The 16,547-nt window shown below is 46.6% G+C and carries 16 protein-coding genes and 1 riboswitch; of the genes, 11 read left to right on the top strand and 5 right to left on the bottom strand.

What is annotated here, in order from left to right; translation table 11 throughout:
• The 4 genes from WMO75_RS10690 to folE form a co-directional block, all read right to left on the bottom strand.
• Window positions 1-135 (bottom strand): dihydroneopterin aldolase (locus tag WMO75_RS10690; protein WP_349078011.1); only part of this gene is annotated, 135 nt, incomplete at its 3' end.
• Window positions 135-950: a dihydropteroate synthase gene (gene folP, locus WMO75_RS10685; RefSeq protein WP_118698337.1), complete on the bottom strand. Its 816-nt coding sequence runs from the start codon at window positions 948-950 to the stop codon at window positions 135-137. The genes WMO75_RS10690 and folP, both read right to left, overlap by 1 nt.
• Before the next feature lie 13 nt (window positions 951-963).
• Window positions 964-1,443, bottom strand: coding sequence for an HD domain-containing protein (locus tag WMO75_RS10680; RefSeq protein ID WP_022215590.1), 480 nt, complete (start codon window positions 1,441-1,443; stop codon window positions 964-966).
• Window positions 1,444-1,454: 11 nt separating this feature from the next.
• Window positions 1,455-2,012 carry a GTP cyclohydrolase I FolE gene (gene folE, locus WMO75_RS10675; RefSeq protein ID WP_022215591.1) on the bottom strand — a complete coding sequence of 186 codons (558 nt, stop codon included), beginning with the start codon at window positions 2,010-2,012 and terminating at the stop codon, window positions 1,455-1,457.
• A gap of 174 nt (window positions 2,013-2,186) precedes the next feature.
• Window positions 2,187-2,283: riboswitch (THF riboswitch) on the bottom strand.
• Between the two features lie 284 nt (window positions 2,284-2,567).
• On the opposite strand from folE, the gene WMO75_RS10670 reads away from it, so the two are divergent.
• From WMO75_RS10670 to pap, 10 genes are all read left to right on the top strand, one after another.
• A complete protein-coding gene (locus tag WMO75_RS10670; protein ID WP_118698335.1) occupies window positions 2,568-3,143 on the top strand; it encodes an anthranilate synthase component II in 576 nt (191 codons plus the stop codon).
• A gap of 59 nt (window positions 3,144-3,202) precedes the next feature.
• Window positions 3,203-4,564 (top strand): aminodeoxychorismate synthase component I, encoded by a 1,362-nt coding sequence (gene pabB / locus WMO75_RS10665; protein ID WP_118698334.1) that lies wholly within the window; start codon window positions 3,203-3,205, stop codon window positions 4,562-4,564.
• Between the two features lie 19 nt (window positions 4,565-4,583).
• Window positions 4,584-5,330 carry an aminotransferase class IV gene (locus tag WMO75_RS10660; protein WP_118698333.1) on the top strand — a complete coding sequence of 249 codons (747 nt, stop codon included), beginning with the start codon at window positions 4,584-4,586 and terminating at the stop codon, window positions 5,328-5,330.
• A 144-nt stretch (window positions 5,331-5,474) separates the two neighbouring features.
• Entirely contained in the window at window positions 5,475-5,963 is a 489-nt protein-coding gene (locus WMO75_RS10655) for a MarR family winged helix-turn-helix transcriptional regulator (RefSeq protein ID WP_022215595.1), read from the top strand.
• The gene (locus WMO75_RS10650; RefSeq protein ID WP_118698332.1) at window positions 5,956-7,689 is read left to right on the top strand and encodes an ABC transporter ATP-binding protein; all 1,734 of its coding nucleotides are present in this window, start codon (window positions 5,956-5,958) and stop codon (window positions 7,687-7,689) included. The genes WMO75_RS10655 and WMO75_RS10650 overlap by 8 nt, the downstream gene beginning before the upstream one ends.
• The gene (locus tag WMO75_RS10645; protein WP_118698331.1) at window positions 7,682-9,580 is read left to right on the top strand and encodes an ABC transporter ATP-binding protein; all 1,899 of its coding nucleotides are present in this window, start codon (window positions 7,682-7,684) and stop codon (window positions 9,578-9,580) included. Before WMO75_RS10650 ends, WMO75_RS10645 begins: the two co-directional genes overlap by 8 nt.
• A gap of 239 nt (window positions 9,581-9,819) precedes the next feature.
• Complete coding sequence (locus WMO75_RS10640; protein ID WP_118698330.1) at window positions 9,820-10,647, top strand: HAD family hydrolase; 828 nt, start codon at window positions 9,820-9,822, stop codon at window positions 10,645-10,647.
• A gap of 194 nt (window positions 10,648-10,841) precedes the next feature.
• Complete coding sequence (locus WMO75_RS10635) at window positions 10,842-12,758, top strand: PTS sucrose transporter subunit IIABC (protein WP_349078010.1); 1,917 nt, start codon at window positions 10,842-10,844, stop codon at window positions 12,756-12,758.
• A 129-nt stretch (window positions 12,759-12,887) separates the two neighbouring features.
• Window positions 12,888-13,859, top strand: coding sequence for a LacI family DNA-binding transcriptional regulator (locus WMO75_RS10630; protein ID WP_022215600.1), 972 nt, complete (start codon window positions 12,888-12,890; stop codon window positions 13,857-13,859).
• A 22-nt stretch (window positions 13,860-13,881) separates the two neighbouring features.
• The gene (pap, locus tag WMO75_RS10625) at window positions 13,882-15,354 is read left to right on the top strand and encodes a polyphosphate:AMP phosphotransferase (protein ID WP_227221760.1); all 1,473 of its coding nucleotides are present in this window, start codon (window positions 13,882-13,884) and stop codon (window positions 15,352-15,354) included.
• 351 nt (window positions 15,355-15,705) lie between these two features.
• On the opposite strand, the gene nrdR is transcribed toward pap, so the two are convergent.
• A complete protein-coding gene (nrdR, locus tag WMO75_RS10620) occupies window positions 15,706-16,158 on the bottom strand; it encodes a transcriptional regulator NrdR (protein ID WP_022215602.1) in 453 nt (150 codons plus the stop codon).
• Window positions 16,159-16,281: 123 nt separating this feature from the next.
• On the opposite strand from nrdR, the gene WMO75_RS10615 reads away from it, so the two are divergent.
• The gene (locus tag WMO75_RS10615; protein WP_118251486.1) at window positions 16,282-16,533 is read left to right on the top strand and encodes a YlmC/YmxH family sporulation protein; all 252 of its coding nucleotides are present in this window, start codon (window positions 16,282-16,284) and stop codon (window positions 16,531-16,533) included.
• Window positions 16,534-16,547: the final 14 nt, after the last annotated feature.

Genomic DNA, 16,547 nt, shown 5'->3' with positions numbered 1-16,547 from the left:
TCTGGTCAGGCCGGCCTTTCGGGTATCTGTGTAAAGAGTCGCAGATACGACAAATTTCTGTCCGAGTACATTTTCCTCCGGAAATACTCCGTGGTTTGCAAAAATCTCAAGGTTTCTGATCTCGATCTTATCCATTATTTTATGTTCCTTCCAAGAATTGCTTCAGTCATCAGTACGGCACGTTTGTTTTCTTTGACATCGTGGACGCGGATGAAAGCACAGCCCTTCATAACGCCGATGACGGAAGTGGCAATGGTACCTTCTACACGCTGGTCAACCGGGAGATCCAGAGCAAGACCGATCATGGACTTGCGGGAAGTTCCGAGCAGTACCGGGAATCCAAGGTGCTGGAAAAGTTCCAGATGGTTCATGGTCTCCAGGTTCATCTCGTAAGTTTTGCCGAAGCCTACACCCGGGTCGAGGATGATGCGCTCATCTTTGATGCCGGCTTTTCTTGCGATGTTGACACATTCCTGTGTCTCTGCAAGCATATCAATAAGGAAGTTATTGTATTCTGTGTTTGCCTTATTGTGCATCAGGCAGCAGGCAGCGTCGTGCTTTGCGATGACACCGGCCATTTCCGGGTCGTATTTGAGTCCCCAGACATCGTTTACAAGGTCTGCGCCTGCCTGAACAGCGACATCAGCAACGCTTCCTTTGTAAGTGTCAACGGAGATCGGCACGTCGAAATGCTTGCGGAGTGCCTCGATGACTGGAACGACACGGGCAGCTTCTTCCTCTGCACTGACCGGTGTATGGCCCGGACGGGTAGACTCGCCGCCGACATCCAGAATATCCGCACCGTCAGCGATCATGGCTTCTGCGTGCTTGAGGGCGTGATCCATGGTGTTCCATTTGCCGCCGTCTGAGAAGGAATCCGGTGTTACGTTGAGGATTCCCATGATATATGTTCTGTTAGTTACATCGAATTCACGATTTCCTATTTTCATGACAGGTTCTCCTTTAGTATTGAATTGTCATATTTTTTTTCTGCGGGGACCAGTAGCATTCTGGTTCTGCCACACAGAGAAAACAATTCCTGGATTTTTTGTCAGCTTCGTAGATGAGCTGGCTGAGCACTGGAACCTCATCACTGGAAGAACGGTGCTCGCGGATCGCAGAGAGGATCGCTTCTTTTTCTTCGGAAGAGAAGTCAAGGTCAGAAAGGATCGTTTCTGCAATGCGGGCACCTGCCTCGTCGTGAGGTGTCCCGACAGTATACTGTTCTGCACGGCCGATATCATGGAGAAGGGCAGTGCAGTAAATAAGTTCACGGGGACAGGAAATTCCACGTTCCAGTGAAAATATGTAAGCAAGACGTGCTACATCAAGGAAATGCTCCGGGGTGTGCCGGCAGAATATACGGTCTGCCTCAAGTTGGGTCAGTTCCTTAAGATTCTGCTGATAGAGGGGGTGTTCCCAGATTTCCTGGACTCTTTTCATCGCTGGCTCCATCAGTCTTTTACCATGGCGAGGAACTGTTTCTGGAGTTCGATATTATTCTTGAATTCGCCTCTGGTGATAACGGTCATGGTCTTGCTGCCTGGTTTCTTGATTCCGCGCATTGTCATGCAGGTGTGTTCTGCTTCAAGCATGACCATAACTCCCTTTGGTTCAAGAACACGATCCAGGGCATCTGCGATCTGAACAGTCAGTCGTTCCTGGATCTGCGGTCTTCTTGCATAAACGTCTACAGTACGGGCGAGCTTGCTGAGACCGGTTACTTTGCCATTCGGGATATAGGCAATGTGTGCCTTGCCGTAAAATGGCATCAGATGATGTTCGCACATGGAATAAAAAGTGATGTCCTTTTCGAGAACCATCTCGTTGTTCTCTACCTGGAACTGTTTCAGAAGATGCTGGTCAGCTTCTTCGTCCAGACCACCGTAGATTTCGGTGCACATACGTGCGATACGGTCTGGTGTATCTTTAAGTCCTTCACGGTCAGGATTTTCACCGATCCCTTCGAGAAGAAGACGGATCGCCTGTTCTACTTTTGCTTTGTCTACCATAAAAAATGACAACCTCCTTGAAATATAAATAAAAATTTACGATACCATGGAGATTGTCTTTTTTTTGTCGAGGTAATACTGTGATTTATAAAAGCAAAAAGATATCTCCAATTGTGATAGAACGTATGTCGAAAAACGTATCCCTACACAATATGAGATATCCTCTTATATTGTCGCAACGGGTGCGGACTCTATACCGTAAGACGTACTTTTCGTTTCAGCGACAACTCCCCATTCGCTGAACACTTGACGCATAAAGTCCTATTTTGCATATCATTCATTTCGAGTTTAGTATAGCATATATGCATGAGATATAAAAGATAAAATTTATCGAAAAAAGGCATCATTTTACAGCAAACTGATAAAAAAAAGACAATATTCGATGGAAAAAGATAAACCTTGACGGCAAGGGCTGGCTGTGGTAGCATAGAGTTACTTTATAGAAAAAAGAGATTCGCAGATTACGGACCGATCAGGGATAACGACTGTGTGCATTTTTTTGTGCGCGGTTGTTGTCCCTTTTTTTGTATGTTTTTAATGCAGGAGGGAACGCATATGTATTTGATGATCGATAATTATGATTCATTTGTATATAATCTCAAGGCTTACTTTGAGGAACTGGGACGAAAGATCCTGGTGCGGCGCAGTGACCAGATCACGATGGAGGAGATTGAGGAAATGAACCCGGAGGGGATCATCCTTTCCCCGGGACCGAAGCGTCCGTGGGATGCGGCTGTGTGTGTGGAGGCAGTCAGGAGATTTCAGGGAAGGATTCCGATCCTCGGAGTCTGCCTTGGACATCAGGTGCTTGGATTCTGCAGCGGTGCGTCTGTCCACAAGGGGGAGCGTCCGATGCATGGTAAGGTTACACCGCTCCACAACCAGGGAACGGGAGTTTTTGGCGGGCTTCCTGAGAAGTTTCGTGTGACGAGATATCATTCTCTGATCGTAGATAAGGAAAGTGTTCCATCAGAATGGCAGGTGGACGCTGTGGCAGAGGATGGAACTGTTATGGGAATCTCTCATAAGACACTGCCTTTGTACGGCGTGCAGTTCCACCCGGAGGCAGTTCTTACGGAGTATGGACATGAGATCCTTGAGAATTTCTGCCAGATCGCGGAGAGCGTGTGAGGATAGTATTATTATAAGAAATAACGGGATCGTGGTGATCGAATAGAAGGAGAAAAAATATGTACCATAAACAACGACAGATCAAAAAATTAACTACATATATACCGGCGGCAGAAACTTTCCGCGCGCTGGCATCGGAGCAGGATTGTGTATTCCTGGATTCTTCTCTGGTCAATGACCTTGGAAGATTTTCCATTATTGGAGCCTGCCCGTACCTCAAACTGGTGAAGGACGGGGAGAAATTTTTTATCAATGAAAAAGAAGAGACAGGGATCACCTTTGAAGATTATCTGCGAAACTACCTGAGAGATCATGTCGATCAGAATGAGAGTGAGCTTCCGCTGGTCTCCGGCGCAGTGGGATATTTTTCTTATGATTATGGGCGCAAACTGCAGGGCGTTCCGTCCGGGGAAAAAGCTCTCGTGAAGATCCCGGATGCCGTGCTGACCTTTTATGATGTTTATCTCATTGAGGACTGTCATCAGAAAGAAACATATCTGGTCGCAAATGGGATTACAGCGGATGCTTCTGAGAAGATCCGGGAAATGGAGCAGAAAATCCGGCAGCGGACAGAGAGAAAAGAAGAACAGAGAGTTCCTCACAATATCATCGTAACACCGAACTTCGAAAAAGAAGAATACAAAAAAGCCGTGGACGACATGATCCACTATATTATAGAAGGAGATATCTACATTACAAACATGACGCAGCAGCTTACCATCGAGAGTGATAAGGCTCCGCTGGATGTTTTTTATGACCTTCGCAAAAATAATCCGTCACCGTTCGGCGGATACATGGATTATGGCGATTTCCAGATCGTCTGCGCTTCCCCGGAACGTTTTCTCAAGATGAAAAAAGGTCACGTCAACACAAGACCGATCAAAGGTACACGAAAAAGAGGCGCGACTCTGGAAGAAGACCTTCTGATGCGTACCGAACTGGAAAACTCTGAGAAGGACAAGAGTGAACTCCTGATGATCGTCGATCTGGAACGAAATGACCTGAATCGGGTGTGTAAACCGGGCAGCGTGAAGGTGACAGAACTTTTTACAGTAGAAGAATACGCGACTGTTTTTCACCTCGTCTCTGACATCGAGGGAGCTCTGGAAGAGGGCAAAAACTTTGTAGACCTTCTGGAAGCAGCATTTCCAGGCGGGTCGATCACAGGGGCTCCGAAATATCGTGCGATGGAGATCATAGATGAACTTGAACATGGGAAGAGAAATCTGTATACTGGATCTATAGGATATCTGACCCTGGATGGAGACTGTGATTTCAATATCGTGATCCGCACTGCCCTTCACAAAGACGGGAAATATTTCCTCGGCGCAGGCGGCGGCATCACAGCGGAATCTGATCTGGAGTTTGAGTATGAGGAGACGCTCCAGAAAGCGAAGGCGATTCTGGAAGCGTTAAGATAAAAAAGTATGGGGGAACGGTATGGACATTAAATTAGATGAGGGGTTCCAGTTCGGACTGGGTGCATTTGAGACGATTGCAGTAGAAGAGGGAAGACCGATCCTGCTTGACCGTCATCTGAGGAGACTTGAGAGGGCGGCAGCGTTTTTTGGATTTGGCCCGGCTTCTGTGCGGGGTGTCACAGAAGAAGCGGTTCACAAATTTATCGCAGATCAGAGTGAAGAGGAAACACGGCACGGAGCGGTAAAGGTCGTTCTTTCCGGCGAAAACGTGCTCTTTCAGATGCGAGGCAATCCATATACAGAAGAAAAATATCTCCGGGGATTCGTAGCTGATATCAGTAAGGTGAAACGAAATGAAACCTCTCAGCTTGTGTACCACAAGACCCTGAACTATGGCGACTGCATCCTCGAAAAAAGAGCCGCCACAGCAGCCGGGATCCAGGAGAGAGTTTTTCTGAACACCAAAGGGCAGATCTGCGAGGGCGCGGTCAGCAATATTTTCTTTGTCCGCAAAAACAAAATCTACACTCCGCAGCTGAACTGTGGGCTTCTCCCGGGAATCCTGCGGGAGTACGTTCGTGAGAAGTTTGAAGTAAACGAAACAGTGATCTACCCGGAAGAACTGATGTATTATGACGAATGTTTTGTGACAAATTCCCTTATGGGAGTCATGCCTGTCTGCCAGCTTGGAAGCATCTGTTTCCCACACAGAACCCGGACCGACGAAGTCCGAACTCTATACGAAAGTCAGAAAATGTCCCTGTAAGGAGGGGCATTTTTTTGTGTACAAAAGTTCACACAAAAAAATAGATAAAACAACTTGACATTAAAAAATCATATTTGTATAATATCAAAAGTTAGGATGCGAACTAATTTAAGGAATCGGTGAAAGGGGGAACTCGCTGTTTCGATGAAAGAAACGGAAGAAAAACTGACAAATATGCACGTGGGAAGGCTGATCCATATGATGTCGCATCAGATGAAGCGGGATTCCAACAGTGTGGCATCGGCGATCGAGAACGATGAGCTGACGATCATGCAGAAACATGTGCTGAAATTTGTTCTTCTGGAGTCTCTCCACAGAGACCTTTATCAGAAGGATATTGAAGAAGAATTTCAGATCAGGAAATCCACAGTCACAGGGATCCTCAAACTCATGGAGAAACATGGGTATATTTACAGAGAAAGTGTAAAGAAGGATGCCAGGCTGAAACGGATCGTTCCGACTGCGAAAGCAGAAGAGATGCGGCCGAAGATCCTGGAACATATCCAGAAAACAGAGGCAAGGCTGATCGAAGGGATAGCCCCGGAGGATGTTCTGATCTGCAAAAAAGCATTGGGACAGATGCTGTGTAATCTGTCAGAAATGAATAAGGAGGAAAATCAAAAAGATGAATAAGACACTTTTTAAATCCATCAGAGAATACAAGAAGCAGTCCATGCTGGCTCCGATCCTTGTCATCCTCGAAGTACTGATGGAAGTGCTCATTCCTCTGGAGATGGCAAAGATCATCGACGTTGGTATCGCCAACGGTGATCTGGGATACATCGTACAGAGGGGGATCATCCTGGTCGCAATGGCGATGCTCGCGCTGTTTTTTGGCGTGCAGGCCGGAAATATGGCAGCAGTTGCAGCGGCAGGATATGCGAAAAATCTTCGTCACGATATTTTTTATAAGGTACAGGATTTTTCATTCAAAAACATTGACCATTTTTCCACATCCGGTCTGGTCACACGAATGACGACCGATATCACAAACGTACAGATGGCATACATGATGAGTATCCGTCTTCTGGCGAGAGCTCCGATCATGGTGATCTTATCCTGGGTCATGACACTTTTGATCAATGTCAAGATCGCACTTCTGTTCCTGGTCGTGATCCCGGTTCTCGGCGGCGCACTGATGTACATTGCAAAAAAAGCACATCCGCATTTTATCAAAGTATTTGACGAGTACGATGAGCTGAACAATTCCGTTCAGGAAAACGTCAACGCTGCCCGTGTAGTGAAAGCTTTTGTAAGAGAAGATTATGAGGTAAATAAATTCCATGGGGTATCCAAATACGTTTATACCCTGTTCACAAAGGCTGAAAAGATCGTTGCATGGAATGCGCCGACCATGCAGTTTATGATGTATGCGGTCGTTCTTCTGATCGCTGTGATCGGTGGACGCAGTATTGTGTTTGGAACCATGGAGACAGGTGAGCTGACAAGTGTGATCGTCTATGCACTGCAGATCCTGATGTCTCTGAATATGGTAACTTTTGTATTTGTCATGATCATGATCGCAGAGGCTTCTACAGACCGTATCACAGAGGTTCTTAATGAAGTGCCTGAGATGCAGGACAGATCTGATGCAGTCAGAGAAGTCCCGAGCGGCGATATCGTTTTTGACCATGTAAACTTCAGCTATGCCGGAGAGGGCGGAAATCTTTCGCTGAAAGATGTAAACCTTCATATTAAATCCGGACAGACAGTCGGAATCATCGGTGGAACAGGAAGTGCCAAATCCACACTGGTTCAGATGATCCCGAGACTTTACGATGTCACCGGCGGTGCAGTCAAAGTTGGCGGGATCGATGTAAGAGACTACAACCTGGAAGTGCTCCGTGATCAGGTATCCATGGTGCTCCAGAAAAACGTCCTTTTCTCTGGTTCCATCTACGAAAACATCCGTTGGGGTGATGAGCATGCTTCTGACGAAGAAGTAAGACGTGTATGTAAGCTGGCGCAGGCAGATGGTTTCGTTACAGAATTCCCGAATGGCTACGATACCATGATCGTTCAGGGTGGAAATAACGTTTCCGGTGGCCAGAAACAGCGACTCTGTATCGCACGTGCTCTTCTGAAAAAACCGAAGATCCTGATCCTTGACGATTCTACCAGTGCGGTAGATACCAAGACAGATGCCCTGATCCGTAAAGCTTTCCGCGAGGAGATCCCGGATACGACCAAGATCATCATTGCACAGCGTGTTTCTTCTATAGAAGATGCGGACCAGATCATTGTTCTGGATGGCGGCCAGATTGTCGGAGTGGGAACTTCCGAAGAACTTCTGAAGACAAATGAAATTTACAGAGAAGTATACGAATCTCAGGTGAAGGGAGGCGAAGAGGATGAGTAATAACAGCAAAAATAAAAAACCGCGAATGACAAAGAAAGATCTGCAGACAGCAAAGCGTCTTATGAAATATATGACAGGAAAATACAAATTTCAGTTTATCCTTGTATTTTTCTGTATCCTGATCAGTGCGGTGGCAACAACAGCAGTTTCTCTTTCTCTGAGATATCTTCTGGATGATTTTATCCTTCCTCTGATTGGACAGAAGAGCCCGGATTTCGCCGGACTTTATAAGGCGCTGACGGTTCTTGGATGTGTCTTCCTGGCAGGTGTTGCTGCGACTTTTATCTATACAAGGATGATGGTATATATCGGACAGGGCGTCTTAAAGAGAGTGCGAGACGATATGTTTGAACATATGCAGACTCTGCCGATCCGCTATTTTGACCAGAATACAAACGGTTCGATCATGAGTCTTTATACGAATGATACGGATACCCTGAGACAGATGATCAGCCAGGCGATCCCGCAGGCGCTGATGGCACTGTTTACGATTGTCGTTACCTTTATTTCCATGCTGGTTCTGAGCCCGCTGCTCACGATCCTGGCGGTTTTGATCATTTTCCTGATGCTGTTTGTCACAGGAAAGATCGGTGCAAAGAGTGGAAAATACTTCGTTCGACAGCAGATGTCCCTCGCAGATGTGACAGGTTTTGTCGAAGAGCGTATGAACGGACAGCGTGTTGTCAAAGTTTTTAACCATGAAAAGAAATCCGAAGAGGAATTTGACAAACTGAACGAGGCTCTTTTTGAGAGTGCGGCACAGGCGAACAAATACGGTAACATGATGGGACCGGTCATCGGAAACATCGGAAACCTGCAGTTTGTCCTGACAGCAGTTCTCGGCGGGATCCTTTCCGTTGCAGGAGTTGGGGGGATCACACTTGGTGTCATGGCTTCCTACCTGCAGTTTACCAAGAGCTTTACACAGCCGTTCATGCAGGTGGCACAGCAGTTTAACTCCATCGTCATGGCACTTGCCGGTGCAGAGCGTATCTTTAACCTGATCGATGAGAAGCCGGAGGATGACGAAGGTTATGTAACTCTCGTCAATGCGAAAAAAGATGCCAACGGAAACATCACAGAGTGCAAGGAGAGAACGGGCATGTGGGCATGGAAACATCCGCATTCCGCAGACGGTTCTGTATCTTACACAGAGCTCAAAGGTGATGTAAGGTTCGAAGATGTAACTTTTGGCTACAATGAGGACAAAACCATCCTCCACGACATCAGCCTCTATGCAAAACCGGGTCAGAAACTTGCATTCGTAGGTTCTACCGGAGCAGGAAAAACAACGATCACCAACCTGATCAACCGTTTCTACGATATCCAGGATGGAAAGATCCGTTATGATGGAATCAATATCACAAAGATCAAAAAAGACGACCTGAGACATTCCCTCGGTATCGTTCTTCAGGATACACACCTGTTTACCGGAACGATTCGTGACAACATCCGTTACGGTAAGCTGGATGCGACAGATGAGGAAATCTATGCAGCAGCCAAACTTGCCCATGCAGATCAGTTTATCCAGATGCTTCCGAAGGGATATGATACCATGTTAAGTGGTGACGGCGAGGAATTATCCCAGGGGCAGAGACAGCTTCTCTCCATTGCCAGGGCAGCCGTTGCAGACCCGCCGGTACTCATTCTTGATGAGGCAACTTCAAGCATCGATACCCGTACAGAGAACATTGTTCAGCAGGGTATGGACAACCTGATGAAAGGCCGTACCGTATTTGTTATCGCCCACAGACTTTCTACAATTCGAAACAGCGATGCGATCATTGTTCTGGAACACGGAAAGATCATCGAGAGAGGTGACCATAAGGACCTGATCAAGCAGAAAGGTACTTATTATCAGCTTTACACAGGAAAGCTGGAACTTTCATAAAAAAAATAAAAGATCATCCTACGACAAAGAGAAATGGCAGACGTTCTGTTCACGCAGGGCCAATGCCATTTCTTTTTTTGTTTTTATGAAACAGAAACGAAAACGATTTCATATATTACGCACAAAAAGATATTGAAAATATTATATAAAACGCCAGTTTACAAATATATCGACAAGAAATATAATGAAATTAATGAAAATGATTACATATTAATATAAAAGGGAGAAATGAAAGATCTATGAAACCAAAAGCTATTTTTCTGGATATTGATGGAACACTGACAGAGCCGGGAACCAATGTGCCTCCGGCTTCTGCCCTGGAAGCGATCAGGAGAGCACAGGAAGCAGGAAATTATGTTTTTCTCTGCACAGGACGCAATTATGCAATGCTGTCACCGCTTCTGAAATATGGATTTGACGGAGTTGTGGCAAGCTCCGGCGGATATGTGGTGTGCAGAGATGAAGTGATCTATGACAGCCCGATGACAGACGAAGAACGTGACCGCATGAGTCAGCTCCTGAAAGAAAACGGGATCTTTCGGACGATCGAGTGTGTGGAGGGAGCTTTTACAGATGACGGCTTCAAGAACTTCCTCAGAGAACACGCAAATGAAGGTGGAAACAGTGAAATGCTCCGCTGGCAGGAACAGATCGAGAAGGATCTGAATATCTTACCAATGGAAGCCTATAAGGGGCAGGCGGTATACAAGATGGTCGTTATGAGCCCGTCTATGGAAAGCCTTGAGATCTGCCGGGAAGAACTGAAGGATGATTTTTCCTTCTGTATCCAGGAGCCGAGAGGCGGGTTTGTAAACGGCGAGATCATAAGCCGCAGATTTGACAAAGGAACCGGTGTGCTGAAAGTATGTGAGCATCTGGGAATTTCCCTGGAAGATTCGGTCGGCTTCGGCGACAGTATGAATGACAAGGAAATGCTGGAAGTCGCAGGATTAAGTGTCTGCATGGAAAACGGCAGTGAGGAGATGAAGAAAATTGCTGACGTGATCTGCCCGTCCGTGACAGAAGATGGAATAAAAAAAGCATTTGAAAAATATCATTTAATGTAGTGCTTTTATGCGGTCCTTCAAAGACTGCATACAGGAGGTGAAAACGATTACAGAAATATGCACAAAAATGACCTTTGATGTTTGGCTGAAATGCCAGTTTACAAATGAAACAAAAAGGGTTATATTAAAAATACGAAATGTAAACGATTTCACACAAGAGCGCAAAGCAAAAACAAAGGAAAGAGGGAGAGAAAATGGCAATGGATTATGCAAAGTGTGCAAAAGAAATCTTTGATGCCGTTGGCGGCAGATCCAATCTTGTAAGTGCGGCACATTGTGCAACGAGACTGCGTCTGGTAACGGTAGACAACAGCAAGATCGATATGAAGAAACTTGAGAACATCGATGGTGTGAAAGGTGTTTTCAGTAACAACGGACAGCTTCAGCTCATCATCGGAACCGGCACAGTAAATAAGGTATACGATGAATTCCTCAAGGTCAGCGGAATGACCGCAGCGACCAAAGAAGAAGTGAAGGCAGCAGCGGTAGCGAAACAGCCGGTATTCAAACGAATGATCAAGGCACTGGGAGATGTTTTCGTGCCGATCCTTCCGGCGATCGTAGCATCTGGTCTTATGATGGGACTGGTAGAGGCACTTGGTAAGGCAATGCCTGCATTTGCAGGAAGCGACTGGTACGGGATCCTCGACCTGTTTTCAAACACAGCATTTACCTTCCTGCCGATCCTGATCGCAGTATCTGCGGCAAGAGTATTCGGCGGAAATATTTTCCTGGGTGCAGTCATCGGTATGATCATGATCCACCCGAACCTTATCAACGCATGGTCTGTAGCATCTATGGATGCAGCTGATATCCCGGTATGGCATCTGTTTGGATTTTCCATCAGACAGGTTGGATATCAGGGTCATGTAATTCCTGTTATCATCGCAGTATGGATCATGTGCAAGCTGGAGAACTGGCTGCATAAACATGTTCCGGAGATGATTGACCTTTTTGTAACGCCACTTTGTACCGTACTGATCACAGGTTTCCTTACCATCGGACTGATCGGACCGGTATTCTCCACAGCAGAAACTTATGTACTTGAGTTTGCATCATGGATCATCACAGTAGGACACGGAATCGGTGCAATGATCATGGGCGCGATCTATCCGCTTACTGTAGTCTGCGGTATCCACCACATGTACAACGTGATCGAAGCAGGTATGCTTGCTTCTGACGGCGTAAATATCTGGATGCCGATCGCATCCGCAGCAAACTTCGCACAGGGAGCTGCCTGCCTCGCAGTCGGCCTCAAAGCAAGAAACTACAAGACAAAATCAATCTCCATCCCGTCTGCATTATCCGCAGCACTTGGAATTACAGAACCGGCGATCTTCGGTGTAAACCTTCGTTTCATGAAACCTCTTGTATGTGGTATGGCAGGTGGTGCCGTTGGAGCCCTGCTTGGATCCATTTTCCACATTGGAGCAACTTCTTACGGAGTTACAGGAATCCCGGGATTCCTTACCACACTGGATTATTCCGCGCAGTATGCGATCATGCTGGCAGTTTCCTTCGCAGTAGCATTCGCACTGACCTGGTTCACCTGGAAAGAAGACCCGGAAGATGCCAAAGTGACAGCAGCAAAAACAGATGACGCTCCGACAGCAGAGCCGACAGCAACAGAAGAGACAGCAGAAGAAGTAACGGTAGACGGTACAGCAAAGAAACTGTATGCACCGATCCAGGGAACTATTGTTCCGAGAAATGAGATCCCGGATGATACGTTTGCAGCAGGCGTTCTCGGTAACGGTGTCGGAATCGACCCGGAAGAAGGCGTTGTCGTGGCTCCGTTTGACGGCGAGATCTCTTCTGTAACAGATACAAAACATGCAATCGGTATCACAGGACCGGCAGATATGGAAGTCCTGATCCATGTAGGTGTTGATACCGTAAACATGAAAGGTGACGGATTTGAGCTTCTGGTAGAAGAAGGACAGAAAGTCAAAGCAGGCCAGAAGCTGATGACTTTTGACATCGCAAAGATCAAAGCAGCCGGATACAGCCCGGTAGCGGCAGTGCTTCTGACAAACAGTGATGATTATCCGGAATTTAAAGTAGTAAAAACAGGAAAGACCCAGAGACTGGAAGAAGTCTTTACCGTATAAAATTAAATAATAAGTAAGAGAAGGCACTGTCAGATTCCTGGATTAGATCCGTATTTGACAGTGCCTTTTTTTTATGAAACGTGGTAACAAAAGCAAAATTGTGTTATACTACAGCAAAGGGGAAAAAGCATGAATATAAGTGAAATAGCAAAATTAGCAGGTGTGTCCAGTGCGGCAGTTTCTCGTTACTTTAACAACGGATATATTTCAGAAGAGAAGAAAGAGGCGATCCGCAAAGTTGTAGAGCAGACAGGCTATCGCCCTTCCATCCAGGCACAGACACTCCGTACCAAAAAAACAAAAATGATCGGTGTGATCGTACCAAAGATCGCATCCGCATCCATAGGCAAGATCGTAGAAGGAGTTCTCTCTGTACTGAATGAGAGCGGTTATCAGATGCTCCTCGCGGTGACACAGAACGATCCGAAGAAAGAACTGGAATATCTTTCTGCTTTTAACGACAAGCAGGTGGACGGCGTGATCCTCGCTGCGACAGTAGTGACCGCCGAGCATAAGAAGATCCTTAAGAACCTGTCTGTACCGGTGATCCTGGTAGGACAGCAGTATTCCGGCCATTGCTGTGTGTATCATGATGATTATCACGCTACCAGAGATCTCACAGAAGCCGTTCTCGATATGGGAAGGAAAAATCCGGGATATATCGGCGCGATCATGCAGGACAAGGCAGTTGGCGCAGAACGTTTTGGCGGTTATGAAGATGCTGTAAAAAAAGCCGGCATAGAGAAGGCGGCACAGCAGACGGTGATTTCTGCATTTACTTCTGATTCCGGTTATGAGAAGGCGGGAGAACTGCTTGCGAAGTATCCGGAGCTTGATGCAGTCATCTGTGCGACAGATACCATGGCTGCCGGAGCCGTCCGTTATCTGAGAGAGCATGGAAAGAAAGTCCCGGAGGATATTCTGGTTGCGGGACATGGAGATTCTGAGATCGCGAGAGTGATCACACCGCCGATCCCTACCGTGCATTTTTCTTATGAGAAGAGCGGTGAGATGGCAGTGGAGATGCTGATCGAAATGATGGGACAGGGTGAAACAGCGGTCAGAGAGGTGAAGCTTGGCTATTCTCTGATCAATATATAATAAAAGAAATGGGGTGCGTTTTTTGCTGAAAACATGGATACCGGGAGAAGCTCCCGAGAAAGAGGAACTGAAACAGCAGCTCGATGAGGCAAGAAAGAAACTTTATGATCTTCAGATGAAGATCAAGGAGCACAAACTTCCGGTGCTGGTGCTTTTTGAGGGATGGAGTGCCGCCGGCAAGGGCAGTATGATCGGCAAGGTGATCAAGAATATCGACCCGAGATTTTTTAAGGTGGCGACGATGTCAGCTCCGTCTGAGGAGGAACTGCGCAGACCATTTCTTTACCGCTACATGTGCCAGATCCCGGAGCAGGGCAAATTTACTTTTCTGGATTCCGGATGGATGGAGCAGACGACGCAGGAAGTGCTCCGTAAGGAACTGACCGGAGAGGATTATGAGAAGCGGATCGAGAGCATCCGCCGGTTTGAGCGTCAGCTTACGGATAATGGTTATCTGGTGCTCAAGTTCTTTATGCAGATCGACAAAGAAGAGCAGAAATTCCGCATGGATAAACTCTGTTCCAGTCAGGATACACGCTGGAGAGTGTCAGAATTCGACAAATGGCAGCAGGAACATTACCGCAAATGCGAGAAAGTCTATGACCGCTATCTCAAGGATACGAATGCATCAACCTCTCCATGGTATATCATAGACGCCAGGGACAAGAAATGGGCAGAATTACAGGTGATGGATACACTGGTGAGCAGCATTGAGGTTGCCCTCCAGAACCAGAGCCATTCCGTTCCGATCCTTCAGAATATCTTCCCTTTGGTAAAGATGCCGAAACTGGCAGATGTTGAGCTTGCCGGCAAGACGATCGACGATGAGGAATATGAGAAGGAACTTAAGAAACTCCAGAGTAAATTAAGTGAACTCCATAACCGTCTCTACCGCAAACGGATCCCGGTGATCATCACATACGAAGGATGGGATGCTGCCGGCAAGGGTGGAAATATCAAGAGAATCACAGGTGCACTTGATCCACGCGGATACGAGGTGCATCCGATCGCCAGCCCGGAACCACACGAAAAAGCCCGCCATTATCTGTGGCGTTTCTGGACGAGACTTCCAAAGGACGGTCATATCGCAATTTTTGACCGCACCTGGTATGGCCGTGTCATGGTGGAACGTCTGGAAGGATTCTGCAGCGAAAACGACTGGAAACGTGCGTACAATGAAATGAACGAATTTGAGAAAGAACTGTCCGACTGGGGAGCTGTGATCATCAAATTCTGGGTTCAGATCGACAAGGATACACAGCTTGCGCGGTTTAATGACCGTCAGAACAATCCTGAGAAACAATGGAAGATCACGGATGAGGACTGGAGAAACCGTGAGAAATGGGATCAGTATGAGGAGGCGGTCAATGAGATGCTCAAGAAGACTAGTACGGCTTATGCGCCGTGGCATATTCTTGAGTCGGTGGATAAGAAGTATGCGCGGATCAAGGCGTTGAAGATTGTGATTAAAGAGTTGGAAAAAGCCCTGAAATAAGGGCTTTTTATTATTTTCTTTAATCCTGGGGATTTGGATGCTTGGGAGCAGAGCAAACCGCGAAGGGACGTCGCCCATCCCCTCGCCACCCCTCGGCTGGGTGTTTGACGGAAATTTTGTCGTGTGGGATGCCCTTTGAAAAATTCTCCTGGTGCAACAAGTCGGGAAACTTTCGTATAAATGGATTCGAAATTTGCACTGTGTCTCAGGGTGCCTGCGTCTGCATTTTCTAAGGCTCCCCCACAAGACAAAATTCCCGTCAAACATTCAGGAGGGCACTGAAAAAGTCTACAAGGTAACCGCCTTAACAAAAAAGTGTCGATACAAATCGACGGGTCCCAGGGCAGTACCCTACGGCTCCATAAACTTTTTTAGTTCATCCATAAAAGTACTAACATCCTTAAACTCACGATACACCGACGCAAACCGCACATATGCAACAGCATCGAGATCCTTCAAATGCTCCATAACGATCTCGCCGATGCGAGTACTGGAAATCTCCTTATCCGCGCTCTCAAAAATAGACCCCTCGATGGAGTCAATCATAGACTCAATCTTCTCGATCGGGATCGGGCGTTTGTAGCACGCACGAAGAACACCGTCCTGGATCTTAGAACGGTGATAAGCTTCTCTTGTCTGATCCTTCTTGATGACACTTAATGGAATAGTCTCAACCTTCTCATAAGTGGTAAATCTCTTGCCGCAGGATTCACACATCCTTCTCCTGCGGATCGCATTGGTATCTTCGACAGGTCTGGAATCAACAACCTTGGTATTATCCTGATTACAAAATGGGCATCTCACGGTATTATCCCTCTTTTCCCTTTTATGGGCTAATTATACTGTATTTTTTTGGGTAATGTCAATAAATTACAGTGTATATTTCCGGCATTTTATGCATATATTTTTGAAAAAAATGGTGTCTGTATGCGTCTTTGCGAATTAAGACAAAAAGAGATCATAAATATCCGCACCTGCAGAAGTCTTGGCTGTCCGATCGATCTGGAATTTGATGAAAGAAGCGGAAAGATCACAGCACTGATCGTTCCCGGACCTGGCAGATTCTGCTGTTTCTGGGGACGGGAAAGTGAATTTATCATCCCATGGAGCAGCGTCCGTCAGATCGGAGGAGATATCATCCTGGTGGAACTCCCGGAAGAAAAATGTCCTCACAGATAGTACCTTTTGCAAAA

Origin of the sequence: Blautia intestinihominis (assembly GCF_040096655.1) — a bacterium.
GTDB classification, from domain to species: Bacteria; Bacillota; Clostridia; order Lachnospirales; family Lachnospiraceae; genus Blautia_A; species Blautia_A intestinihominis.
This window is presented reverse-complemented; position numbering and strand designations above follow the sequence as displayed.